The sequence below is a fragment of the Pseudomonas sp. 2024-210 genome, assembly GCF_045062345.1.
Classification (GTDB): domain Bacteria; phylum Pseudomonadota; class Gammaproteobacteria; order Pseudomonadales; family Pseudomonadaceae; genus Aquipseudomonas.
The window spans coordinates 66,662-89,940 of the sequence record NZ_JBJGEJ010000013.1 but is presented as its reverse complement, the minus strand read 5'-3'; the positions used below and the strand labels follow the sequence as shown (position 1 = coordinate 89,940).

Sequence of the window (23,279 nt, the reverse complement as noted above, 5' to 3'; positions counted from 1 at the left end):
AACACCTTTAAGACGAGGAGATTCTTACAACCATGATGCGCATTCTGCTGTTTTTGGCCACTAACCTGGCGGTCGTGCTGATTGCCAGCATTACCTTGAGCCTGTTCGGCTTTGACGGGTTCATGGCGGCCAACGGGGTTGATCTGAACCTCAGTCAGCTATTGATATTCTGTGCCGTCTTTGGTTTTGCTGGTTCTTTGTTCTCACTCTTCATATCCAAATGGATGGCGAAGATGAGCACCAGCACCCAAGTGATTACTCAACCACGTACCCGCCATGAACAATGGCTGATACAGACGGTTGAGCAGCTCTCGCGAGAAGCTGGAATCAAGATGCCCGAAGTGGGTATTTTCCCAGCCTATGAGGCGAACGCCTTTGCCACCGGCTGGAACAAAAACGACGCGCTGGTCGCGGTGAGCCAGGGTCTGCTGGAGCGTTTTTCGCCCGATGAAGTAAAAGCCGTTCTGGCCCATGAAATTGGTCACGTCGCCAACGGCGATATGGTGACACTGGCGCTGATTCAGGGCGTGGTGAACACCTTCGTGATGTTTTTCGCCCGCATCATCGGCAACTTTGTCGACAAAGTCGTGTTCAAGAATGATGAAGGCCGCGGGATTGCTTACTACGTAGCGACCATCTTCGCCGAACTGGTACTGGGCTTCCTCGCCAGCGCCATCGTGATGTGGTTTTCACGCAAACGTGAATTCCGTGCTGACGAAGCCGGTGCTCAGTTGGCGGGGACAACCGCCATGATCAGTGCCCTGCAGCGCCTGCGCTCCGAACAGGGCTTGCCCGTGCACATGCCGGACACAATGGCTGCATTTGGTATCAATGGTGGTCTCAAGCAAGGCCTGGCGCGGATGTTCATGAGCCATCCGCCACTTGAAGAACGTATCGACGCGCTGCGTCGCCGCGGTTAAGACTCCCGGCAAACGCTGTGCAAAGAAAAAAGGGTGACGCTGGTCACCCTTTTTTGTGGCCGCACTCAGCCATTGGCTGTTTTATCCAGCCGATAGACCCGCTCAACCAGACGCGTAACGCCGCCCTTGAGAAATTTCCACTCCTGATCAAGAACGTCCTGCTGATCGACGACCTCCAATGACCAAGCATGAGACAAGAGGCTTTCAACCTCTGCATGCGGCACTGAAAAGGGCGGGCCTTTCATCTGTGACTGATCGTAATCAAGCGTGATCAATAGCCCTTTACACCCCTTCGGGAGAATCTGCGTCAGATGCCGCGCATAAGCGGCACGCATGTCACCAGGGAAAGCAATCATTGCCGCCCGGTCATACAATGCCGAACAGTCAGCAACATCTGCCGCTGATAGCTCAAAGATGTCCCCGCACATAATGCTCACAGGGCCGGCCTCATAAACCTTAAAGGCGCCTTGCTGCCGGATCTTCGGCACGACCTTCTGCTCACTGAAAAATTGCTCCACGGCTGTCTGCGTAAGCTCTACGCCCAACACGCCATAGCCTTGTGCCGCCAGCCAGCTTAAATCCAGACTTTTCCCGCATAGAGGCACCAGAACCCGGCTGCCCTGCGCCACATCCAGTGTGGGCCACAAACGCCTCAGGTAAGGGTTGACCTCTTGAAGATGAAAGCCAATCTGATTGCGGTCCCAACGGTCGTGCCAAAATTCGGGCTGCATGATTCACCTTTAAATTCGATAAATAAGCGCTAAAACTTATATTGGATTTAGATCAATGATCGGGATGAAGATGACCCATCTTAACCTTGAGGACATCGTCCATGCTTCCCAGCCTGTATATCTCTCACGGCTCGCCGATGCTAGCGCTGGAACCGGGCGCCAGCGGCCCGGCGCTTGAGCGCTTGGCCGCCGCGTTACCGCGGCCCAAAGCCATTGTGCTGGTTTCGGCGCACTGGGAAAGCACTGACTTGCGCGTTGCCAGCCACCCTGCCCCGGCAACCTGGCATGACTTCGGCGGTTTCCCGCCCGCCTTATTTGCCGTGCAATACCCCGCCCCGGGTGAGCCGACGCTTGCGGCCCAAGTTGTTCACCTACTTGACGAGCATGGCCTGTCAGCCAGTCTTGACCCCAACCGACCTTTTGACCACGGCGCGTGGGTGCCGTTATCACTGATGTACCCAGCGGCGGATATTCCTGTGGTGCAAGTGTCTTTGCCCAGCGCCCTTGGGCCAACAGTCCAAACCGAGGTAGGAAAGGCGTTAAGCGTTTTACGCCACGAAGGCGTGCTGCTGATCGGTTCAGGCAGCATTACTCACAACCTGCGCGAACTGGATTGGCACGCAGGCACTGAAAACGCCGAGCCCTGGGCATTGGCCTTTCGCGAATGGATGATTGAAAAGCTGGCGGCCAACGACGAGGCGGCTCTGCACGATTACCGGCAGCAAGCGCCCTTTGCGGCACGAAACCACCCTAGCGACGAGCACTTGCTGCCGCTGTATTTTGCTCGCGGTGCAGGCGGTGATTTCAGTGTTGCGCACAAAGGGTGGACGCTGGGCGCGCTGGGGATGGATATTTATCGTTTTGGCTAACACCTGTAGCCGCTGACGAGGAACGAAGGCTGCGATCGAGCGCGAAGCGGTCGCAATAGGGGGCACCTCGGCATGCCAGGTTTTGCGACGGCTTTGCCGCCGTTCCCAGCCTTCGTTCCTCGTCAGCGACTACGGGACCCGCTCACATCACAGGCAAAAAAAATCCCCGAACCAGTCGGGGATTTTTTTAGCGATCAATCACTGCAACAGTGATTAATCTTCGCGGTAGCGACGCAGCTTGAGCTGCTTGCCAGCAACGCGGGTGTCTTTCAGTTTGGCCAGCAAACCTTCCAGACCCACTTCCGGCAGCTCTACCAGGCTGAAGCTATCACGCACCTGGATGCGACCGATCGCTTCACGTGCCAGGCCACCCTCGTTGAGGATAGCGCCCAGCAGGTTCTTGGCAGCGATACCATCACGCGCACCCAGCGCAGTACGGCAGCGAGCACGGCCTTCGGCCAATGGAACCGGAGCACGACGCTCACGATCACCACGGTCCGGACGGTCACCCGAACGCTCGGAACGCTCACGCGGTGCGCTGTTAGGCACCAGTGGACGCTCACGCTCGATAGCCGCCAGCGTCAGGGCCTGACCATTGGTTGCTTTACGCAGCAGGGCCGCGGCCAAAGCACGTGGGCTGCAACCGATATCGGCAATCAGACGATCCAGCAGATCACCATGAGTCGATTCAGCGTCAGCTACCAGCGGCGTCAGGCTGTTGGTCAATTTCTTGATGCGGGCATCAAGAACAGCTTGAGCATCCGGCAGGCGGACTTCAGCAACCTTCTGACCGGTTACACGCTCGATCACTTGCAGCATGCGGCGCTCACGTGGAGTCACCAGCAACAATGCGCGACCTTCGCGACCGGCACGGCCAGTACGGCCGATACGGTGAACGTAGGACTCTGGATCGTAAGGCATGTCAACGTTGAACACGTGAGTGATACGTGGAACATCGAGACCACGGGCAGCAACGTCGGTCGCAACAACGATGTCCAGACGGCCATCCTTGAGGGAGTCGATAACGCGCTCACGTTGGTTCTGAGCAATGTCACCGTTCAGCGCAGCAGCTTTATAGCCTTTGGCTTCAAGGGCACTGGCAAGATCCAGGGTCGCTTGTTTGGTACGCACGAACATGATCAGCGCGTCGAAGTCTTCAACTTCCAGCAGGCTCAATACAGCCGAGGTCTTCTGGTCAGCGTGAACCAACAGGTGAGCCTGTTCGATCGCGGTAACGGTCTGAGTCTTGGTCTGAATCTTCACGTGTTGCGGATCGCGCAGATGGCGCTCAGCAATGGCACGGATCGACTGCGGCAAAGTTGCCGAGAACAGTACGGTCTGGCGGGTTGCAGGCAAGGACTTGAAGATAACTTCAAGATCGTCCATGAAACCCAGTTTGAGCATTTCGTCGGCTTCGTCGAGAACCAGGTGGTTCACAGTCGCCAATACTTTTTCGTCGCGACGCAAGTGGTCGCACAGACGGCCCGGAGTGGCGACAACGATCTGAGCGCCATTACGGATTGCTTTCAGTTGTGGGCCCATAGGGGCGCCGCCGTAAACGGCTACAACAGTAACGCCCGGCATTTGCTTGGCGTAGGTTTCGAAAGCGGTTGCTACTTGCAGCGCCAACTCACGGGTTGGCGCCAGGATCAGGGCTTGCGGCTCGCGCTTAGCAGGATCGATGCGATGCAGAATCGGCAGTGCGAACGCGGCGGTTTTACCCGTACCGGTTTGCGCCTGACCAATCATGTCGTGACCGGCCATAATGATCGGGATCGATTGATGCTGAATAGCCGAAGGTTCTTCGTAGCCAGTCGCTGCGACTGCTGCAAGAATGTTCGGATTAAGATTAAAAGCGGCGAAGCCGCCGGTTTCCTGGGTCATGGGTCTGCCTCTAAGTGCATCCGCAAAGACCCATGCTCCAAAGCTGCGCATGCCGTGTAAGACTCAAGAGTCGCCCTGGCTGCTTTGTCGGCGGGGATTTGCGAAAACGTTTAAATGAATGGAGCGTTCAGGGTTGTCCGCGAAACGGACGAGCAGCCGAAGCGTGCTTCGGGAAATGCGACACCTAAACGTGGCCCGGCTAAAGGCCGGCGCGCACTATACCGGATTTATCAAAAAAAAGAAGCGCTTTTTTAAGACAAAATAGCCTGTATGCCTCTGTAGGCCGGGCTTCAACGATATTTTCGAGGTTTAAAAATCGTCAAACGCCTGCCTGCACGGGAGCAAACGCTAAAACGATTCATCTTTACACCTCACGTAGCAGGGCGAATCGCCTTGATCAGCGACTCTAGTGAATAGCCCAACCGCGGTGCCAAGGCTTGAGCCCTAGCCGTCAGCGCGTCTAGATCAAGTGTCTGGTCAAGCTCGGCAGGCACCATCAGGATGACATTGCCCTCTTTGACCGGCAGTTCCCAGTAATGACGGTGATAAAGTCCGCGCAGCAGAGCAGCCCCCAGCGGTTTGCCGTCGTCGGTCGCCCACTGGTTAATGATGAGCCAGCCATTGGGCGCGAGCTTCTTCTGGCAGTTCTCCAAAAATGTCCACGCTAAATGCCCGGCGGCTGGTCCCAAATCGTTATACAGGTCGACGAAAATAAGGTCGGCCGGTTCGGCGGTGTCCAGCAGTTCAAGCGCATCTCCGATGCGGATGTACAACCTCGGGTCATCGTCCAACCCCAAGTATTCGATGGCCAGACGGGGCACGTCCGGACGCAGCTCAATAGCTTCAACGTCTTCAAGGGGCAAGAACTTAAGACAGGCCTGAGTCAGAGTGCCGGCACCCAGCCCCAGAAACAACGCGCTCTCCGGCGCTTCATGGCACAGCGCCCCGATCAGCATGGCGCGGGTGTAGTCGTATTCCAGCCAGCTGGGGTCCGCCGTGAACACACAGCTTTGCTCGATCGCATCACCAAATTCGAGGAAGCGGTAGTCAGCAACCTCCAGCACTCGAATCATGCCGAAATCATCATGGACTTCAGCGAGCAGACGCTCCACGCGCTCCTCAGTCATTTCCTCTCCTTGCCGCGCTCCGGCACACCCGCAGCACTGTAAAAATCAACCACTCAGCATGAGCGCAAAGGCGCGATTGTCAGCGATTGCGGCTTAACAGGTCACGCACTAATTGCTGCTAACATGCACCACCCCCTTCTGAATACTAGAGTCTGCGATGAGCCAATCCTGGAGCCCTGACAGCTGGCGCGCCCTGCCGATCCAGCAACAACCCCACTACCCGGACGCGGCGCACTTGCTGCGAGTCGAGCAAAGCCTGGCCAGTTATCCGCCACTGGTGTTTGCCGGAGAGGCCCGCGAGTTGCGCCGACAGTTTGCCGAGGTGACTCAAGGACGGGCGTTTCTGCTTCAGGGCGGTGATTGCGCCGAAAGTTTTGCGGAATTTTCAGCCGCCAAGATCCGCGATACCTTCAAAGTGTTGCTGCAAATGGCCATTGTCCTGACCTTCGCCGCCGGTTGCCCAGTGGTGAAAGTCGGGCGCATGGCCGGGCAATTCGCGAAACCGCGCTCGGCCAATGATGAAACGATCAATGGGGTTACGTTGCCCGCGTATCGCGGCGACATCGTCAACGGTATCGGCTTTGATGAACAAAGCCGCGTCCCTGACCCTGAGCGCTTGCTGCAGTCCTATCACCAGTCCACGGCCACCTTGAACCTGCTGCGCGCATTTGCCCAAGGCGGCTTTGCCGATCTGCACCAGGTACACAAATGGAACCTGGACTTTATCGCCAACTCAGCGCTGGCTGAGAAATACAGCCAACTGGCTGATCGCATCGACGAAACCCTGGCCTTCATGCGCGCCTGTGGCATGGACAGCTCGCCGCAGCTGCGCGAAACCAGCTTCTTTACCGCCCACGAAGCGTTGCTGCTCAATTACGAAGAAGCCTTTGTACGCCGCGACAGTCTGACCAACGATTACTACGACTGCTCGGCCCATATGCTGTGGATCGGTGACCGGACACGTCAGCTCGATGGCGCCCACGTCGAGTTCCTGCGCGGGGTCAACAACCCGATCGGGGTCAAAGTTGGACCGAGCATGAACAACGAGGACTTGATTCGTCTGATCGACATTCTTAACCCGCAAAACGATCCGGGCCGTCTCAACCTGATCGTGCGCATGGGCGCTGACAAGGTGGGCGACCATTTGCCTCAGCTGATTCGCGCCGTCGAGGGCGAAGGCAAGCAGGTGCTGTGGAGCTGCGACCCGATGCACGCCAACACTATCAAGGCGAGCAGCGGCTACAAGACCCGTGATTTTGCGCAGATCCTCGGCGAGGTGAAGCAATTCTTCCAGGTGCATGAGGCCGAGGGCAGTTATGCCGGCGGCATTCATATCGAGATGACCGGCCAGAACGTCACCGAGTGCATCGGCGGGGCCAACCCGATTACTGAAGACGGGTTATCGGATCGCTACCACACCCACTGCGACCCGCGCATGAACGCCGACCAATCGCTGGAGCTGGCGTTTTTGATTGCCGAGACATTGAAACAGGTTAAACGCTAAAAGCTTCCAACCCTCTCCTTGGGAGAGGGTTGGGCTAAGGGCCACGGACAACGCGCACTCACTTGTTAAACGGATCATCCCAAAAAGCCCGCTGACTTTCAGTCTCAATATCCGCCCTGCTCAGCCCCAGATCCTTCAACGCTGCATCGCTGATTCGCCTCAGGCAGGCTCTTTCCCGCGAAAGCTGATACCAGCGAGCAACCTGAGTCATCCACACCCTGCCTCTTTGACCTTTCATCACTTGGCACCTCCTTTGAGATGGCTCAAGTCTCAGCTCGGGCGTAATATCAATCCAACGAATGTTTCTTATGCGATACATCTCAGAGATTGATGAATGGCTGACTTCCCCAGTATCGACACTGATTTGTTGCGCACCTTCGCCGCGATTGCCGATCACGGCGGGTTTACCCGTGCCGCTGAAGTCATCAATCGCACGCAATCAGCTGTGAGCATGCAAATGAAACGCCTGGAGGAGGATGTGCTGCAATGCGCACTGTTCCAGCGTGATGGACGTACTGTCAGCTTCACCCCTGAAGGGGTCGTGCTGCTCAGTTATGCCCGGCGGATTCTTAAACTGCACAGCGAAGTGATTAATACCCTGCGCCAGCCACACATGGTCGGCACCGTCAAAATCGGTTCGCCCGATGATTATGTGATGCGCTTTTTACCCGGCGTGCTGTCTCGCTTTGCTCAGGACTACCCGCTGATCAATGTCGAAGTGCATTGCGAACCGTCATCAATGTTGCTGCAACGCAATGACCTCGACCTGACCATCGTGACGCGAAAACCCGGCACTGAAATGGGCCAGATCCTGCGTCAGGAGCGTTTTGTATGGATGGTGGCCCAAGGCTTCTCGCCCCACGAACAAACACCCTTGCCGTTGGCGATGTTCAATACCGATTGTTTTTGCCGAACCTGGGCCTGCAATGCACTGGATATTCAGCAACGCGAATACCGTGTGGCCTACACCAGTGCCAGCCTGGCGGCGATCAATGCCGTGGTCAGTACCGGACTGGCTGTAACTGCCCAGCTGCAAAGTCTGCTCACGGATAATCTGCGAATTATCGGCGAGGAGGAAAACCTGCCCACGCTTCCCTCGGCCAGTATTGTGCTATTGCGAAAGCCCAACAGTGTTTCTTCGCCCATTATTGAGTGCTTTGCAGAGTACATCGTTGAAGGCTTTAAGCTTTGAGCGCCAGCAACGCAGCGCATAACAGCAAAAAGGCACAGTACAAGCCTCGCAACAGGCGCTCCGGCATGGCATGAGCCATCTTCACGCCCCAACTGATGCTCAACAGTCCACCGATCGCCAGCGGCACTCCCATGCCCCAGTTGACCTCACCATGGACCGCATAGGTCACCAGCGTAACCGCGGTGCTGGGTGCAGCAAGGGCCAGCGACAGGCCTTGGGCAACCACTTGAGTTGTACCAAACACACTGGTCAGTACGGGAGCCGCTACCACCGCGCCGCCCACGCCAAACAGACCGCCCGTGGTACCCGCCACAGCGCCCAAGACACCGAACCATGGCCAGCCAAAACGTGAGCCACTCACCGGCGAGGCCGGCGAAATAAACATCTTGATCAGGTTGTACAAGGTGATTGCCAGTAAAAAGATGACAAAACCCCAGCGAATAAGTCGTCCATCAACCCCAACCGCGAGCATTGCGCCCAGCCAGGCGAAGCAAAAGCTCATCAGCACCAGTGGCAATGCCTGACGCACATTGATCCGGTTGCGCTGCTGATAGCGATACAGGGCCAAAAACACGTTGGGCACTGACATCGCTAAAGCCGTACCTTGCGCCAACTGCTGATCCAGACCGAACCACAACCCCAGCACAGGAATGGCGATCAGCCCGCCGCCAATTCCAAACAATCCACCCAGCGCGCCCATGGCGATGCCCAAGGCACCATACATAACAAAATCAATCAGCATTGCGGGCCTCTCTTCGGGAGCACACATGCTACCCAGTCACTTGCGCACGGCAAAGCGCTAAACCGGGCCTTTTTGATGAATAAAAAAAAACCCGACCTTATGGCCGGGCTTTTCAGCGTGCGGTTAACGCCAGGTTTAAACCTTGGCGCGGCCCTTGTAGGAGCCACCGTCACGGGTATCGATCTCGATCCAGTCGCCGATTTCAACGAAATCTGCAACGCTCAGCTCAGTACCGTTTTTCAGTTTGGCAGGCTTCATCACCTTGCCCGAAGTGTCGCCGCGAGCGGAACCTTCGGTGTAGTCAACCTGACGCACGATAGTGGTCGGCAGCTCTACGGATACCAGACGCTCTTCGAAGAAGATAGCTTCACAAACGTCGGTCATGCCTTCTTCGATGAAAGGCAGAACAGCTTCGATGTCTTCAGCGTTCAACTCGTACATGGTGTAGTCAGTGGTGTCCATGAACGTGTAGGTGTCGCCGCTGATGAAGGACAGGGTCGCTTCTTTACGATCCAGGATCACATCTTCCAGCTTGTCATCTGCGCTGTATACGATTTCAGTCTTGTAGCCAGTCAGCAGGTTCTTCAGCTTGGTCTTCATGATTGCGCTGTTACGACCGGACTTGGTGAATTCAGCTTTCTGAACCAACCAAGGGTCGTTTTCGAGCTTGATGACTGTACCGGGTTTAAGCTCTTTACCAGTTTTCATTGCGAGTATCCGAATTTGGATTGAGATTTACAAAAATCTAGGCCGCGTATCATATCCAATTTCTATAAAACAGTACTAGCGCTTGAGCAAGATCAGCTTGCAATGACTGTTCCAGACACCAGCGCTCGGCATGTGCAACCAGCTCTGGCCAGTGCTCAAGCAGCAGATTCCAGCCCGGCGCCATATCAGAACCGGCATTCCAGGCATGCCATAGACTTTTGAATGCATGAGCCGCGGCCGGGGTAAGGTCTTTAACATACAGAGCGAGAAAGGCATTGAGTTTGTCCCAGTGCGCATTTTCTTCCTGCTCATAGATGTGCCAAAGAAATGGCCGCCCTGCCCATTGCGCCCGTACAAAAGAGTCCTCGCCGCGCACTGCATTGAAATCACAGCACCATAACAGCGTGTCGTAATCTTGTTGGCGGACAAACGGCAACGCTTGAACGACCAATGCCCCGCGCTGCTCGACCGAACCCAGCGCCAGTTCCTCCACCCCGAGCCAGCGCAGCAAATCACCCATAATGCGGCCTTGCGGCACCAACAGATGAGTGGGTTCCAAGCCTGCGGCCATGGCATCCAGCCAACTGGCCAAGCCGGTATTCTCGTAAGCAAACAGGGAAATAAGGCGGGCGTTATCAGCCGCATACACGCCCAACTCCTGCAAAAATGCCTGTTTCGCTTGGGGAGTTTGATCAAATGCACGTCGCCGAGCGAGCAAATCTGCTTCACGCAGCAGCCCTCCCGTCCCAGCACCGAACCCTGGAAAAAAGAACATTCGCTTCAAGCCATCAGGCCGCAGCGATGGCAAGCCATGACACCCACTGACCCAGTCTTCAGCGCTCAAATACTCAAGGTTGATCCACAAACCGGGCGTGTCGCGGGCTTTCATAGCCTGCAAATAAGGCTCTGGCAGCTTGCAGGCGAAGGCCTCAACCACCACATCGGCGACTTCTACCGTACGCCATTGCTCAGGCCACTGACACACGTGAACACCCTGCTGCCATTGCTGGGCAACGCTCGCGTCAGCTTCAGGGCAAAGGGGTGCAAAGGCATTTAAGTCATCAACCCACAACCGCACGGACTGTTGATGCTCGGCGACCAATTGCCGGGCCAGACGCCAAGTGACTCCAATGTCGCCGTAGTTATCGACCACACTGCAAAAAATATCCCAGGAGGCTTTCATTCCGGGCTCCCATATTAAAAGGGCCGATTGTCCGCATATTTCAACGCAGGCAGAAGACGTGTGACGGATTAATCGGTCGGGTAGTCGTGCGACAATCCCTGCTTGTCGACCTGCCCTATTGAAAACCATGAATAAAAACGCTGTGTACCTGTTGCTGCTGAAAAAACTCGAAGTCGACCTTGATGTGCTCCAACGCGCAGCGCAAACGGCCTACGAAGCGGCGACCGACAAAGAAAATATCGCCGAGAACAAGTACGACACCCTTGGCCTTGAAGCCTCGTATCTGGCAACAGGCCAAGCGCGCCGGGTCGAAGAGATTCGCCAAGCGCTTAAAAACTGCCAGGCCATGACACAGGTGCCGTACGACACGGCGCAAGGCATTCAAATCGGGGATTTAATACGGCTGGAGGCCGATAACGGCAACGAACAGTGGGTCTTTCTCGCCCCTGACGCGGCCGGACTCAAGCTGACTCATGAAGGCCAGACAATCACCGTCATCACGCCACGCTCCCCCTTGGGCGCTGCATTGTTACGTAAGCAGCCTGACGACGACGTGCAGATAAACGTCGGCGGTTCGGTACAAACCTTTATGGTTTGCAACACCCATTGACACTGGCGTGCTACTTGGCAGCCATCAAACGATTGACTTCACTGCGCACCATATTTGCGTATTCCGGGGGCGACATCGCATCCAGCTCGGCGCGCACCCATTGCGACCAATTGCCCTTGCGCTTGGCGCGCTCACCAAACAGGCGCGCAGCATCCCCTTTGGCTTTACCCAGATTGCTCTGCCAAAGGTCATACAAACGGGATTTTTCATCTTCAAGCGCCGCACGCTCAGCGAGGGGCTTGTTGGCGAGGTTGAAGCTCATGAGAATTTCCTGCGGTGTAAATAAGGCGACATCTTACACCGTCGAAAGAAGTGTCTCAGTCTGGTTTTTTACTACGCTGTTACCTCAGGCTCAATCCGCCCTCAAAAAACAACCCGCAAACCGATGCAACTTTTTAGTCTCGGGTTGACTCCATAACTCATCACCCTTTGACCTGCTAGGAGTACCGCAATGGCTCGTAAAAACGCCGTACAAGCTGCTGAAGATCAAATCAAGGATCAAGCTTTCAGTGAACTGCAAGATTTGATTGCCGAATCTGAAAAGCTGCTCAGTGACAGTGCATCGCTGGTGGGCGAAGAAGGCGAAACCCTGCGTGCGCAGGTCGGCCTGAAGCTGAAACAGGCGCTGGATTCGGTGAGCAATGTGCGTGAACGCACCAAACCTGTGGTGGATGCGACCGAAAACTATATCGGTGGCCATCCATGGCAAACCGTAGCCATCTCTGCCGGTTTCGGCTTGGTGGTGGGCCTGTTGCTGGGCCGTCGCAACTAGTCAGCGTAGTGACTCACTGAAAGCCCCTCACTGTCATGGTGAGGGGCTTTTTCAATTCAGTAATCAGACGCATATACATATTTAATTACATTTGTGGTCGTCAATCCGGATAATTCATCACCTCCCCCTGCCAACGAGACAGTCAATGTCCGCCTCTCCCCCTGCAACCAAACCGCTCAGCACGGCCCTGATATTGCTGATGGCCACCGCCACTGGCCTCGCTGTCGCCAGTAACTATTACGCGCAGCCTTTGCTGCATACCATCGCCCAAGAGCTAGGCCTGAGCATGAGCAGCGCCGGCACCGTGGTGATTACCGCGCAGCTCAGTTACGGCGTAGGTTTACTGCTACTGGTTCCGCTGGGGGATTTGTTTGAGCAACGCAGACTCATCGTCACCATGACCTTGCTCAGTGCGTTAGGCCTGTTGATAAGCGCATTCGCACCGTCACTGACCTGGCTATTGGTGGGCACGGCGATGACGGGATTGTTTTCGGTCTCAGCTCAAGTGCTGGTGCCTATGGCGGCCAGCCTGACAGACCCGCAAAGCCGTGGCCGTGTGGTGGGCACATTGATGAGCGGCCTGCTGCTGGGCATATTGTTGGCTCGCACGGTGGCGGGCGCCTTGTCTTCGGCCGGTGACTGGCGAGCTATTTACCTGCTGGCTGCGGCTCTGATGCTGATCAGTGCCATTGCTCTGTTCTGCGCACTCCCCAACCACCATCACAGCGCCGGACTGAGCTACCCCAAACTCATCGGCTCGGTGTTCACGTTGTTTGTCGAAGAGCCTGTGCTACGCCTGCGCGCCCTGCTGGGCTTGCTGACCTTTTCATTATTCGCCTTGTTCTGGACGCCGCTGGCCTTTCTATTGGCCGTGCCGCCCTACAACTTCTCCGACGCGGTCATCGGCCTGTTTGGCCTCGCGGGGGCCGTCGGCGCCGTGGCTGCAAACTGGGCCGGGCGCATGGCCGACCGCGGCAAGGGACAGTTGGCCACCACCATAGGCCTGCTGGTTCTTCTCGCGTGCTGGTTGCCTATGGCGTATGCCGGCCATTCATTGGCCGCCTTGCTGATCGGCGTACTGGCGCTCGACTTTGCCGTACAACTGGTGCACGTCAGCAACCAGAACGCCGTGTTCAAGGTTCGTCCAGCCGCACGAAATCGCCTCAATGCCGGTTATATCACCTGCTATTTCATAGGGGGTGCTTTGGGCTCACTGGTGGGCGCGCAGACCTATCCGGCCTTTGGCTGGGACGGCATCGTCATTGTCGGGGCGGTTGTGGCAACACTGGCACTGGCGGTGTGGGGCTTGAGCCTGCAACGCGAAAGCAAGTTACAACCTGTCGGTTAAGCACGGCTGCAACACTTTTCATCCCTGGGGTAACTCGCCAAGCTCTGTTCCCGTTTAATTGCAGCCGCGACGCGGCTTGCAAAGAAACGGGAACAGCCCCTAGGATGCGTAACCCACCCGAAAACGGCCCACCCACGCGGGTCACCTTATTGTTTCGAGACGCCGCATGATCCCTAAAGAATCCCGTAACGAGCTGGCCCTGGACACCTTCATCAAGTCGCACCCTGAGCTGCTTGAAGAAATGAAAGACCTGAGCGCAGAAGACCGTCAGCAACAAATTCTCTGGGCATTCGAAGACGAGGCTCAAAACCGCGGGCTTGACCCTTGGGAACTGGCGCTGGAACTGATCGCACGCAGCCCCGAAGAGCTCAAGGCCATGCGACTCGAAGTCCATCAGGAAGTCGCTGAAGCGCTTGACATGAGCTGGGAGGAATATTGCGGGTTCAATGACATCACTGTTTGATTCCATCGCGCTTGCAGGCGACACAGGGCCAACGGCCCGCCGTTCGTCGCCTGCACGGCACTAAACCTGCACGCCAGCACACCAATATCAGGTACGACTCCCCAATGTCTGGAGACGCAACCATGATCACTTCATCGCTTAAAACGCTCTCGCTGGCTGCCTTGCTTTGTGTGCTCTTTACAAACGGTTTTGCTGCCTCGCCGCCAGGCCCGACAGTACCCACCAACCCTCAGGAGCCACCTGCGGGCCAAGATATAAAACCGACCATTACCCCCGATGCCAAAATCCATAACGATTCGGATGTACCCACCCATCCTTCTGTGGATCCGCATATGCAGGGCAATGATCCTGGCCGTCAAGGCGGTATGAATACCGACGGCAACGGCTCGATGGGTAACGACGATGACAGCCCTGCCAGTGCTGTACCCGCACCGTCGGGCACGATGAAACCTTAAACCCCGACCAGGCTGCGTCCGAAACGATGCAGCCTGAGAGGCCACGACTCACGACTAAAGACGCTTAATAAGACGCGGTAAAAAAAAGAATTCCAGAGGACGGCTGAGGTCATACCTGAACCACTTCTCTGCGGACTGCTGTCATGCGTTTCGAAAAAATTTCCCAGAACCTGTCCAAAATGGCCGGGAGCCCCCGAACTTTCCAGTTCGCCCTTTTCATGATCGTGCTATGGGCTGCCTCCGGCCCGTGGTTTCACTACAACGATACCTGGCAACTGATCATCAACACGTCCACCACCATCATCACGTTTTTGATGGTCTTCTTGATTCAGAACACCCAAAACCGGGACAACGATGTGCTCCACATCAAGATTGATGAGTTGCTTCGCGCCACCCAGCAAGCACAGAACGCCGTATTGGGCCTAGATCGACTCACGGCAAAAGAGCTCACGGCAATTCGTAAACAGTACCAACGCATGGGCGAGGATCAAGAAATGCAGTTTAACGTGACTGAAACATCCTTTAACGCCACTGTGACCAAAAGGGACAACGTCACCGAGTAACACCCTGCACTCGCCACTGCCTGCTCTAGACATGGAGTGGCGAGTGCAGAAGTCTCAGGACTTGTGATGGGCATCGACGAGCTTTTTGGCCATTACCAAGTGCATTTCAAATTTAGGCAAATACTTCTCCGCAAAGGCCTTCAGCGCAGGTGACGCGGGCGTATCAACTTGCTGCTTGAACAACTCGATTGCCTCTTCACGCGCCTTGACCTGACTGGCGGCATAGGCAGCATCAAATGAATCGCCCTCCTGCACCTCAAGCATCATGGGCTTGGCTTTGCTAAGTATTTGCTCGTGCGTTGGCACGGGCAGATCTTGCTCACTGGCAATTTTCTTCAAGTCGCGGTTGGCGTCGGTCTGATCCTTGATGATTTCTACTGCATAACTTTCGATATCGGTGGACGAGGTTTTACCGATCGCCATCCGGCTGGTTTCAATTTCTGCAACACTCGTTGCAGCAACCTTTTCAACGAAGTCGGCCGGGCTGTTTGCCATCGCCGGACCTGCGACTAAAGCGCAACACGCTAAAGCACAGCCAGCAACAAAGCGATTAAGGCCCTTCAGGGTATTCATAACGTCCTCCAGAAAAAGGCAGGTTTATTCCTTGCTAAGAATCTGAAGGCCGTGGGTGGCAAAGGTTTAGATAAGGATGCATTTTTCTGACGAGTGGAGCAGTGGCGTACGTCAGAAAGCGCCAACCTGTTAACAGCCACCCTTGAAAATAGCCCAGGAAAATAAAATGACGGGACCGACTGAGCCAACCCCAATTAAAGCGATCGATGCACCAGAAAGGACTCGACCCAACAACTATCCTGGGCCCTTTGCCTCCCTCACACAGGGACGCAAAAAAAGGCCGCTGGGCGACCTCTTCAATATCAAAAACTTTGGCGTGAACCTGATCCAGCTATCACCCGGAAGCCTTTCAGCGCTTCATCACACACACTCGCGACAGGATGAATTTATCTATGTCCTGGAGGGTTTTCCCACCTTGATTCGCGGGGAGATAACCGTGCAACTGGCACCGGGTATGGTCGTGGGATTTCCATCCCAAGGCCTTGCACATCATCTTGAGAATCTATCTGACGAAGACTGCGTCATCCTAGAGGTGGGCGACCGCAGCGCTGGGGACAGCGTCACTTACCCATCAGACGATCTACAAACCGTCATGGGTGCTGACGGCAAGTGGCAGTTCACGCATAAAGATGGGAGACCTTACGAATGAGCAATTTGCTGTAGGACTAACAGCGCGTCAGTGAGTGGCCTTTAGTGCCGGGTCGATGCGCTGGGCCACACACGTGCAAATGTGATTCACCAGCCAGTAGGGACCTGAATTAACCTCTGCTATCTGCGTCCAAAACAAAATTCACTCCCTGAATGGACAACCATAAGCACAAGCCTATTTTTGTTAACTAATAAGTAACAAGTAATAAGTAATAAGTAATAAGCAGTAAACAACTAGCTATAAGTAACAAATTATAACAACTCTCATCGTCGCAGTTTAATTTATGCGCCTGCATCAAGGAGGGGAAAATAATTACTAAAGCCTCTTGCTTAAACCGCTAATCCACGCTAGAAATTTACTCCCGCAAGGGGATTTTTAGATGTACATGATCCAGCAGTGTCTAACCACTGTTCTGGTGCAGTTCCGTTGAGCGCAGTATCGAATTCCAACGCCTCATTGATTGAGAGTACATCCCTTTAAATGGATTAAGAGGGAACGACAATGACTGACTTACACACTTTCGTTTTGCCCGAACGCATCACCGGCAGCTCTGCCGATAAAGCGCTAGGTCACGCACTGATTAATGCATGGCAAACCGACGGGATCTTCCAGATAGCAAGCACAACCGCGCAAGAGCTCGCATTGCAAAGTGCTCTGCAGGCTAGCAAGCGCTTTTTCAAAATGCCTCACGCGGAAAAGCCAGTTGCTTGAGCGATCTAAGCTACAGCGGATATGTATTTTCAGGCGAAGAAGTTACGGCTGGCGAACGGGACAACCCGGAGATATTCACGGTCTGCAAAGATCTACCGCATACCAGCGAACAGGTCCAACAGGGCTGGCCTTGTCACGGCCCCGCACCATGGCCCGACGCCGACTATAAATCCAGCATGCAGAACTATATGGACGAGCTAGGCCATGTAGGGGAAAAACTGCTGGAGCTGGTTGCCCTGGGGCTTGGGCTGCCTGATAAGGACACCCTGACATCGCTGACTAAAAACGGATGGCACCATATGCGTGTGCTTCGCTTCCCTGCCGAGTCCTCCAGCACATCCAGAGGGATTGGCGCCCATACAGATTATGGCTTATTGGTCATCGCCAGCCAGGATGATGTGGGGGGCTTGTATATTCGCCCGCCAGTTGCAGGAGAAAAACGCAACAGAAACTGGTTACAAACAGAGAGTTCTGCCGGTCAATTCGAACATGATGAGCCTTGGACATATGTCAAACCAGTCCCCCAGGTTTTTACAGTCTTCCCCGGGGATATTCTGCAGTTTCTAACTGATGGTTTGTTGCTATCTACGCCCCATAAAGTCAAGCTGAACACCCGTGAGCGTTTTGCATTCGCCTACTTCCACGAACCCCACTTCGAAGCTGTTGCCCGCCCGGTGTTAGGGAGCGAAAAGATGCATCCATTCATTATGGTGAACACTTCACCAATATGTTCATGCGCTGTTATCCGGAACGAACGACCACTAAACGTATTCACCGCGAGAATCGCTTGGCCCATATCGAACGGTTAAAAGCGGAAGTCTTGCTATCGTAACTACAACACCCAGACTAATTGGTCGAGATAATAATCTTACCCCGTAAATGGGAGGTGAACCCATCTAAATAATGGACTCCTCAGTCATTAATACGCCTTAAAAAAGGCCCTCTCATGAGATTTAAATGAGAGGGCTTTTATAACTTCAATATGTACTGCATATATGAGTTTGTTGAAGATTAAACAGGCCAGAGCTTGTGTCCACACGATGACCGGCTCTGGCTGATAGCTGCCTGTGGCAATTGGTAGATTTCTACATGACCGGCGCATGAGCACCCCAGAAAACCAATAACAGTCCAGCCGCCCAGCCTCTGCGCAAGATCACCCAAGCTGAACAGCCGTAACGACTGATCAACCCGTCTGACCAACCACTATGTCCTTAAGCGCTGATTGAATTGACCTTGCTTAAATGGTCGCAAAAGATACCTCAGACCTTTTCAGCCCCATATCGCCCTTTTCCAGACGCCAGAAACCACAAACCCCCGACTTTCTCTAGGAAAATCAGGGGTTTGTGTTTGTAGAATGTGGCGGTGAAGGAGAGATTCGAACTCTCGATACAATTTCTTGTATACACACTTTCCAGGCGTGCTCCTTAAGCCACTCGGACACTTCACCGTATCTCGTCAAACAAGTTCTGTCTGTCGAGGCGCGCTAATGTAGTCGAAAGCTTTCGATATGACAAATGTTTTTTTCAGATTTTTCATGTGCTTACAGAATTAGCTCATTTCAGGGGCTTATCGAAGGGGCGAATCAGCCAAACTCCAGCCTGGGCTCAATGCCAATTCAAACCCACACCGCAGACGCGCCGCCTTCTATAGAGAAGGCGCCAGCAAATGGCCTGACTCACCGGTCAGTCACAGCGCTTTACCTGCGTCGCGGCGCTGGGTAACGTCTGACCCACTTAACTACAAGGAATTGCGCCATGAGTGACTTGATTTCCTATCAGCTGGACGACGGTATCGCCACCCTGACCTTGAGCAATGGCAAGGTCAACGCCATTTCCCCTGAGGTGATCTCTGCTTTTAACGCGGCACTGGATCAAGCCGAGAAAGATCGCGCGGTGGTCATCATTACCGGGCAGCCAGGCATTCTGTCGGGTGGTTATGATTTGAAGGTGATGACGGCTAGCCCCGAACAGGCGATTGAGCTGGTTCGCCAAGGTTCCTCTCTGGCGCGACGCCTTCTGTCTCACCCCTTCCCTGTGGTAATTGCCTGCCCGGGCCATGCCGTGGCCAAGGGAGCTTTTCTATTGCTTTCAGTCGACTACCGGATCGGCGTTGAAGGCCCCTTCAGCATTGGTCTGAATGAGGTGCAAATCGGCATGACCATGCACCACGCTGGCATTGAGCTGGCCCGCGATCGGCTGCGTAAATCGGCGTTCCACCGCTCTGTTATCAACGGTGAGATGTTTAACCCGGTCAGCGCGGTAGAGGCAGGCTTTCTGGATCAGGTCGTCAAGCCTGAGGCGTTGCTGGATACAGCACGGGAAGTGGCGCGCCAATTGAAGAAAATCAATATGAAGGCACACAAGAACACCAAGCTCAAAGTGCGCAAAGAGCTGCTGGACACGCTGGATAAGGCCATCGAACTGGATAAAGACCACGCTCTCTAACCTTGGGGCAAGGTGTCACCCCGATTGCTCCCGGCAATCGGGATTGCCCCTCAGGCTGTTTACGCACGGTAAACACCTTTAGCTTGTCCTTCAGGGCTCTCATTGAAACAAATGCTTAAACATCAGTAATCTCCTACGTGTATCGGGGTAATTGCCGAATACGGAGCACATCCGTACACTGCGCCACCTTTGATTTTGGCGATCCTGTAAATGCTACTTTCGTTCCGTATGATGTTAATGAGCCTGCATTTTGTGCTCGCGGGTGTATTAGGCGTACTGCTGGGTATGTGCCGACCTTTTAACCCGGATAACAGCAGACTCTGCGCTCGGATTTACGCCTGGCCCGCAAAATGGATTTTGGGTTACAGGCTGAAGTCCGAAGTCGGTCCGTTGATGGACAAGCCGCAGAGCTGCGTGATCATTGCCAACCATCAATCCAACTATGATCTGTTTGTATTTGGCAACGTGGTGCCCCGCCGCACCGTATGCATCGGCAAAAAAAGCCTCAAATGGGTCCCCCTCTTCGGGCAGTTGTTCTGGCTGGCCGGCAATGTGCTGATTGATCGCGGCAATGCGCACAAAGCGCGCAAATCCATGCTGATGACGACCCGCACGCTCCAAGAAAAGGACACCTCGATCTGGGTCTTTCCGGAGGGCACACGCAATTTTGGCAAAACCTTGCTGCCCTTCAAAAAAGGCGCATTTCAGATGGCGATCACTGCTGGCGTGCCCATTGTGCCGGTGTGTGTGAGCACATACTCACAGCATTTGCAACTTAACCGCTGGCACAGTGCCGATATCCAGATTCGTTCATTACCTGCCATTCCAACCGCTGGCCTGACTCTGGATGACATGCCCGCCCTGATGGAACAGTGTCGCGTACAAATGCGTGACTGCATTGAGGCAATGGATCGAGAGCTTCTCACTCAACACAACCGTCGCCTGCCGGTCGCGGCAAAACCTAAAGCCACAGCGTCAAACCCGAACCTCTGAATGTTTGTTGACTCAAAGGGAGGCATTGCGCGCTAAGCTGCTGCGTGCCTTAACCCTTTGAAGAAGAAGCGATTAGAACTATGGGGAAAGTTATTGCGGCCGCGGTTTACAACGCAGGCAAGAAAATCACGGACATTTCACCGGACGAAAGCAGCGTATGGGCTCAAAAGCCCGGCCACTTCGTCTGGATGGGCCTGGAGCAGCCTGACGCGCAACAATTAGCCGACTTGCAGCGCCAATTCCATTTGCATGAACTGGCTATCGAAGATGCACTGGAGCAACACAGTCGCCCCAAGCTCGAAACCTTTGGTGATGCGCTGTTCATCGTCATTTATTCCCCGATTCGCACGAACGGCACCTTAGAGTTCATCGAAACTCATATCTTCGCTGGCAATGGCTATATCATCACCTGCCGCAATGGCCACTCTGCCTCCTATCGGGCTGTACGTCAGCGCTGCGAGGCCCGCCCGTTGCTTCTGGAGCATGGCGAGGATTTTGTACTCTATGCCCTGCTCGACTTTGTGACCGAGAGCTATCAACCCGTCAGCGAGGCCATCCACGCCGAAATCGAACAACTGGAACGTAATATTCTCGGCAATACCCTCAATGAAGCTGACATCGTGCACTTGCACAGCCTGCGTCGTGATGTTCTGCGGTTACGCCGCTATGTCGCACCTATGGTCGAGATCAGCGAGGAATTACAGCGCCTGACCTTTCCCTTTATCGACAAAAACATGCGCCCGTATTTTCGTGATGTGCAAATTCACGTCACGCGCCAAATGGAGGACCTCACCACCCTTCGCGATATCGCCACGCAAACCATAGAGATCGTGGTGTTGCTGGAATCCTCACGACAAAGCATCGTGCAGCGTAAGTTCGCCGCATGGGCAGCTATCCTGGCCTTCCCGACGGCGGTTGCCGGTATTTACGGGATGAATTTCCAGAACATGCCGGAACTCACATGGCATTACGGTTATTTCGGTGTGCTGGGGTTTATCGCGCTGGGCGTGACGGGGTTATGGGTCAGCTTCAAGCGCTCAGGCTGGCTATAACACGTACCCAGGGTGAAAGCGCAAAACGGGGCCGTCTGGCCCCGTTTCTGAACGTCAGTGATTAACGTCAAACAGTGTGTGGCTGAGAAACAAAACGCATCATCCATTCGGCAACGGTACGACCGTGATGCTCGCGCTCCAGACTGGAAACCCCAGTCGTATAGATCTGATCGCCAAGATGCTCTTGACGTAGATCCAGCAAGGCTCGTGAGTAGTCATGAATAAACTCGGGATGCCCTTGAAAGCACAACACTTGGTCGTTGATGTGATAGGCAGCAAATGGGCAGAAGTCGCTCGATGCAATGACCGTTGCGTTCTCTGGCAATGCCGTGACCTGGTCCTGATGGCTGATCAACAGTGTCAGGTCCTCAACGACCGGGGACATCCACGGCGCCTTGGCCGCCAGCGTGTATTGATGAGTACCCACGCCCCAGCCTTGGGTCGCGCGCTCGCTCTTGCCCCCCAATAACAGCGCCAGCAGCTGATGACCAAAGCACACGCCCAGCAATTTATCGCCTCGTTCGAAGCGGATGAGCAAATAGTCTTTGAGTGTCTGAATCCAGGGGTCGGTACCAAAGGAGTCCGCTTTACTGCCTGTTACCAGATAAGCGTCAAATACTTCATCATCTGCAGGATAGTCACCCTGCATCACGTTAAATACTTCGAAGCTGGCCGCAATGGGCTGCTGGGAGAACAGATGTTTGAACATCTGCCCATAGCCTTGGTATTGATCAATAAACTCTGGACGCAGGATGTCGGTTTCCAGAATGCAGATGCGTAGCGACATAAAAGTTCCTGGCACGATAACGGCGATTGTGAAGTGGGCAACTCGCTAAAGCCTGCCTTGTGCGACATTTCAAGGCAAGCACTCAACGCTCGCCCTACAAGCGAATGACTGCCCCTATAAAAGCACCATCGACAATCAAATGACGCCGGAAAAACATTCCCTGACGAACGGTAGGCACCTAAGCGTAGATGATGGCGAATTGCCCGCAGTGTCTAGCAATGGCCTGACAGGGCGAGTGCCGGGTTAGTAATAGCGTTTTAGAAACCTACTGCACTTAGATGATGTGAAACGGTTCTAAGTCATGTGTTATGGGGCTCTAAGGTTAACTTTGTTGACAGGTTCGGCGCTTATCAGAGGGCGCGGCTTTGTCATGGAGCGTCGCCGTTCAGGAATAACAACAAAAAGGCAGGTCGCCATGTTTAAACACACGAAAGTACGCCAAGCAGGACTCATTGTCTTCGCCACCACGTTGTTGCTGATTTTGCCGAATCTGACCAAGGTTATCGGATGACATATCTTCGTCAGCGCAAAATAGACTCACGCACCGTACTCCATAAACGTCAACGGCCGACCCCAAGGCCAGCCGTTGATCACCCCTCTCAGATTTAGTTAAGCAGACCTCGTACCTCCTGCTTTACGCCCCAACCTTCAATAACTCCCCCCAGCGGAACAACGACCGCTTCGAAGTCCTGCTCAAAGTCGCCAATACCGCCGTAGGTGGCGTACATCACCTTACTCAACTCCAGATGCCAGGCACCGTCATCACGCACATTGACCTGGGCATTAAGAGATTCTCCACAAAATTTGCCTGCAGCCCTGCGCGCCCGCTCCTCATCCGGGAAGATGGCGTAAAACTCAATGGGATGAATACGTGCAAAATCAAAACCGCCTTCTTTCATGCGGCGCAGCACATAGCTGCTGAGGTCTTCTTGATGGGCTGTGCTCATGAAACGTCCTCCTCGCAATGGATAGACATTTAGCGCTTCCGAGACGGCAAGG

General features: G+C 54.5%; 27 protein-coding genes and 1 tRNA gene. 16 read left to right on the top strand and 12 right to left on the bottom strand.

Annotated elements, in window-relative coordinates:
• The first annotated feature begins 32 nt into the window (after nt 1-32).
• A complete protein-coding gene (gene htpX, locus ACI7MX_RS17410) occupies nt 33-920 on the top strand; it encodes a protease HtpX (protein ID WP_153377037.1) in 888 nt (295 codons plus the stop codon).
• A 65-nt stretch (nt 921-985) separates the two neighbouring features.
• Here the strand turns inward: htpX and ACI7MX_RS17405 are convergent, their stop codons facing one another.
• The gene (locus tag ACI7MX_RS17405) at nt 986-1,651 is read right to left on the bottom strand and encodes a thiopurine S-methyltransferase (RefSeq protein ID WP_405591059.1); all 666 of its coding nucleotides are present in this window, start codon (nt 1,649-1,651) and stop codon (nt 986-988) included.
• Between the two features lie 101 nt (nt 1,652-1,752).
• Between ACI7MX_RS17405 and ACI7MX_RS17400 the strand changes: the two genes are divergently transcribed.
• Nucleotides 1,753-2,520: a DODA-type extradiol aromatic ring-opening family dioxygenase gene (locus ACI7MX_RS17400; protein ID WP_405591056.1), complete on the top strand. Its 768-nt coding sequence runs from the start codon at nt 1,753-1,755 to the stop codon at nt 2,518-2,520.
• A 213-nt stretch (nt 2,521-2,733) separates the two neighbouring features.
• On the opposite strand, the gene ACI7MX_RS17395 is transcribed toward ACI7MX_RS17400, so the two are convergent.
• Both ACI7MX_RS17395 and ACI7MX_RS17390 read right to left on the bottom strand, forming a co-directional pair.
• Complete coding sequence (locus tag ACI7MX_RS17395; protein WP_405591053.1) at nt 2,734-4,404, bottom strand: DEAD/DEAH box helicase; 1,671 nt, start codon at nt 4,402-4,404, stop codon at nt 2,734-2,736.
• A 371-nt stretch (nt 4,405-4,775) separates the two neighbouring features.
• Nucleotides 4,776-5,531 (bottom strand): spermidine synthase, encoded by a 756-nt coding sequence (locus ACI7MX_RS17390; protein WP_314492151.1) that lies wholly within the window; start codon nt 5,529-5,531, stop codon nt 4,776-4,778.
• A gap of 157 nt (nt 5,532-5,688) precedes the next feature.
• Between ACI7MX_RS17390 and ACI7MX_RS17385 the strand changes: the two genes are divergently transcribed.
• Nucleotides 5,689-7,035: a class II 3-deoxy-7-phosphoheptulonate synthase gene (locus tag ACI7MX_RS17385; protein WP_405591050.1), complete on the top strand. Its 1,347-nt coding sequence runs from the start codon at nt 5,689-5,691 to the stop codon at nt 7,033-7,035.
• 58 nt (nt 7,036-7,093) lie between these two features.
• Here ACI7MX_RS17385 and ACI7MX_RS17380 read toward each other — a convergent pair whose 3' ends face one another.
• Nucleotides 7,094-7,273 (bottom strand): DUF1127 domain-containing protein, encoded by a 180-nt coding sequence (locus ACI7MX_RS17380; protein WP_314492182.1) that lies wholly within the window; start codon nt 7,271-7,273, stop codon nt 7,094-7,096.
• 96 nt (nt 7,274-7,369) lie between these two features.
• On the opposite strand from ACI7MX_RS17380, the gene ACI7MX_RS17375 reads away from it, so the two are divergent.
• Complete coding sequence (locus tag ACI7MX_RS17375; RefSeq protein WP_314492156.1) at nt 7,370-8,227, top strand: LysR substrate-binding domain-containing protein; 858 nt, start codon at nt 7,370-7,372, stop codon at nt 8,225-8,227.
• Here ACI7MX_RS17375 and ACI7MX_RS17370 read toward each other — a convergent pair.
• The 3 genes from ACI7MX_RS17370 to earP form a co-directional block, all read right to left on the bottom strand.
• Nucleotides 8,217-8,969, bottom strand: a complete 753-nt coding sequence (locus tag ACI7MX_RS17370) for a sulfite exporter TauE/SafE family protein (RefSeq protein ID WP_314492158.1) — start codon at nt 8,967-8,969, stop codon at nt 8,217-8,219. The two genes, ACI7MX_RS17375 and ACI7MX_RS17370, sit on opposite strands and share 11 nt — an antisense overlap.
• 135 nt (nt 8,970-9,104) lie before the next feature.
• Nucleotides 9,105-9,677 carry an elongation factor P gene (locus tag ACI7MX_RS17365; RefSeq protein WP_003446557.1) on the bottom strand — a complete coding sequence of 191 codons (573 nt, stop codon included), beginning with the start codon at nt 9,675-9,677 and terminating at the stop codon, nt 9,105-9,107.
• A gap of 49 nt (nt 9,678-9,726) precedes the next feature.
• Nucleotides 9,727-10,860, bottom strand: a complete 1,134-nt coding sequence (gene earP, locus ACI7MX_RS17360; RefSeq protein WP_405591046.1) for an elongation factor P maturation arginine rhamnosyltransferase EarP — start codon at nt 10,858-10,860, stop codon at nt 9,727-9,729.
• A gap of 127 nt (nt 10,861-10,987) precedes the next feature.
• On the opposite strand from earP, the gene ACI7MX_RS17355 reads away from it, so the two are divergent.
• On the top strand, nt 10,988-11,470 hold the full coding sequence (locus ACI7MX_RS17355) for a transcription elongation factor GreAB (protein ID WP_405591043.1): 483 nt from the start codon (nt 10,988-10,990) through the stop codon (nt 11,468-11,470).
• A 10-nt stretch (nt 11,471-11,480) separates the two neighbouring features.
• Here ACI7MX_RS17355 and ACI7MX_RS17350 read toward each other — a convergent pair whose 3' ends face one another.
• Nucleotides 11,481-11,732: a hypothetical protein gene (locus ACI7MX_RS17350; RefSeq protein ID WP_122783999.1), complete on the bottom strand. Its 252-nt coding sequence runs from the start codon at nt 11,730-11,732 to the stop codon at nt 11,481-11,483.
• Nucleotides 11,733-11,921: 189 nt separating this feature from the next.
• Here ACI7MX_RS17350 and ACI7MX_RS17345 point away from each other — a divergent pair, with 189 nt between their 5' ends.
• From ACI7MX_RS17345 to ACI7MX_RS17325, 5 genes are all read left to right on the top strand, one after another.
• Nucleotides 11,922-12,242: a YqjD family protein gene (locus ACI7MX_RS17345; protein ID WP_122783998.1), complete on the top strand. Its 321-nt coding sequence runs from the start codon at nt 11,922-11,924 to the stop codon at nt 12,240-12,242.
• A 145-nt stretch (nt 12,243-12,387) separates the two neighbouring features.
• Entirely contained in the window at nt 12,388-13,590 is a 1,203-nt protein-coding gene (locus ACI7MX_RS17340) for an MFS transporter (protein ID WP_314492169.1), read from the top strand.
• A 166-nt stretch (nt 13,591-13,756) separates the two neighbouring features.
• The gene (locus ACI7MX_RS17335) at nt 13,757-14,053 is read left to right on the top strand and encodes a DUF6388 family protein (protein WP_146383877.1); all 297 of its coding nucleotides are present in this window, start codon (nt 13,757-13,759) and stop codon (nt 14,051-14,053) included.
• Nucleotides 14,054-14,175: 122 nt separating this feature from the next.
• Entirely contained in the window at nt 14,176-14,508 is a 333-nt protein-coding gene (locus ACI7MX_RS17330) for a hypothetical protein (RefSeq protein WP_405591038.1), read from the top strand.
• Nucleotides 14,509-14,651: 143 nt separating this feature from the next.
• Nucleotides 14,652-15,071: a low affinity iron permease family protein gene (locus ACI7MX_RS17325; RefSeq protein WP_314492176.1), complete on the top strand. Its 420-nt coding sequence runs from the start codon at nt 14,652-14,654 to the stop codon at nt 15,069-15,071.
• Between the two features lie 54 nt (nt 15,072-15,125).
• Here ACI7MX_RS17325 and ACI7MX_RS17320 read toward each other — a convergent pair whose 3' ends face one another.
• Nucleotides 15,126-15,644 carry a DUF4142 domain-containing protein gene (locus ACI7MX_RS17320; RefSeq protein ID WP_314492178.1) on the bottom strand — a complete coding sequence of 173 codons (519 nt, stop codon included), beginning with the start codon at nt 15,642-15,644 and terminating at the stop codon, nt 15,126-15,128.
• Nucleotides 15,645-15,810: 166 nt separating this feature from the next.
• Between ACI7MX_RS17320 and ACI7MX_RS17315 the strand changes: the two genes are divergently transcribed.
• From ACI7MX_RS17315 to ACI7MX_RS17305, 3 genes are all read left to right on the top strand, one after another.
• On the top strand, nt 15,811-16,293 hold the full coding sequence (locus ACI7MX_RS17315) for a cupin domain-containing protein (RefSeq protein WP_314492180.1): 483 nt from the start codon (nt 15,811-15,813) through the stop codon (nt 16,291-16,293).
• Nucleotides 16,294-16,794: 501 nt separating this feature from the next.
• Complete coding sequence (locus ACI7MX_RS17310; protein WP_405591033.1) at nt 16,795-17,004, top strand: 2-oxoglutarate and iron-dependent oxygenase domain-containing protein; 210 nt, start codon at nt 16,795-16,797, stop codon at nt 17,002-17,004.
• Nucleotides 17,001-17,813 carry a 2OG-Fe(II) oxygenase family protein gene (locus ACI7MX_RS17305; protein WP_405591030.1) on the top strand — a complete coding sequence of 271 codons (813 nt, stop codon included), beginning with the start codon at nt 17,001-17,003 and terminating at the stop codon, nt 17,811-17,813. The genes ACI7MX_RS17310 and ACI7MX_RS17305 overlap by 4 nt, the downstream gene beginning before the upstream one ends.
• Nucleotides 17,814-18,361: 548 nt before the next feature.
• Here ACI7MX_RS17305 and ACI7MX_RS17300 read toward each other — a convergent pair.
• Nucleotides 18,362-18,451 (bottom strand) — tRNA-Ser (locus tag ACI7MX_RS17300).
• Nucleotides 18,452-18,758: 307 nt separating this feature from the next.
• Between ACI7MX_RS17300 and ACI7MX_RS17295 the strand changes: the two genes are divergently transcribed.
• The 3 genes from ACI7MX_RS17295 to ACI7MX_RS17285 all read left to right on the top strand — a co-directional run bounded on the left by ACI7MX_RS17295 (nt 18,759) and on the right by ACI7MX_RS17285 (nt 21,493).
• The gene (locus ACI7MX_RS17295) at nt 18,759-19,448 is read left to right on the top strand and encodes a crotonase/enoyl-CoA hydratase family protein (RefSeq protein ID WP_405591027.1); all 690 of its coding nucleotides are present in this window, start codon (nt 18,759-18,761) and stop codon (nt 19,446-19,448) included.
• Between the two features lie 210 nt (nt 19,449-19,658).
• Nucleotides 19,659-20,441: a lysophospholipid acyltransferase family protein gene (locus ACI7MX_RS17290; RefSeq protein ID WP_405591024.1), complete on the top strand. Its 783-nt coding sequence runs from the start codon at nt 19,659-19,661 to the stop codon at nt 20,439-20,441.
• Between the two features lie 80 nt (nt 20,442-20,521).
• Entirely contained in the window at nt 20,522-21,493 is a 972-nt protein-coding gene (locus tag ACI7MX_RS17285; protein ID WP_405591021.1) for a magnesium and cobalt transport protein CorA, read from the top strand.
• A 67-nt stretch (nt 21,494-21,560) separates the two neighbouring features.
• On the opposite strand, the gene ACI7MX_RS17280 is transcribed toward ACI7MX_RS17285, so the two are convergent.
• Both ACI7MX_RS17280 and ACI7MX_RS17275 read right to left on the bottom strand, forming a co-directional pair.
• On the bottom strand, nt 21,561-22,280 hold the full coding sequence (locus ACI7MX_RS17280) for an amidotransferase (protein ID WP_405591018.1): 720 nt from the start codon (nt 22,278-22,280) through the stop codon (nt 21,561-21,563).
• Nucleotides 22,281-22,885: 605 nt separating this feature from the next.
• Entirely contained in the window at nt 22,886-23,227 is a 342-nt protein-coding gene (locus ACI7MX_RS17275) for a ribonuclease E inhibitor RraB (protein WP_314492672.1), read from the bottom strand.
• Nucleotides 23,228-23,279 lie beyond the last annotated feature (52 nt).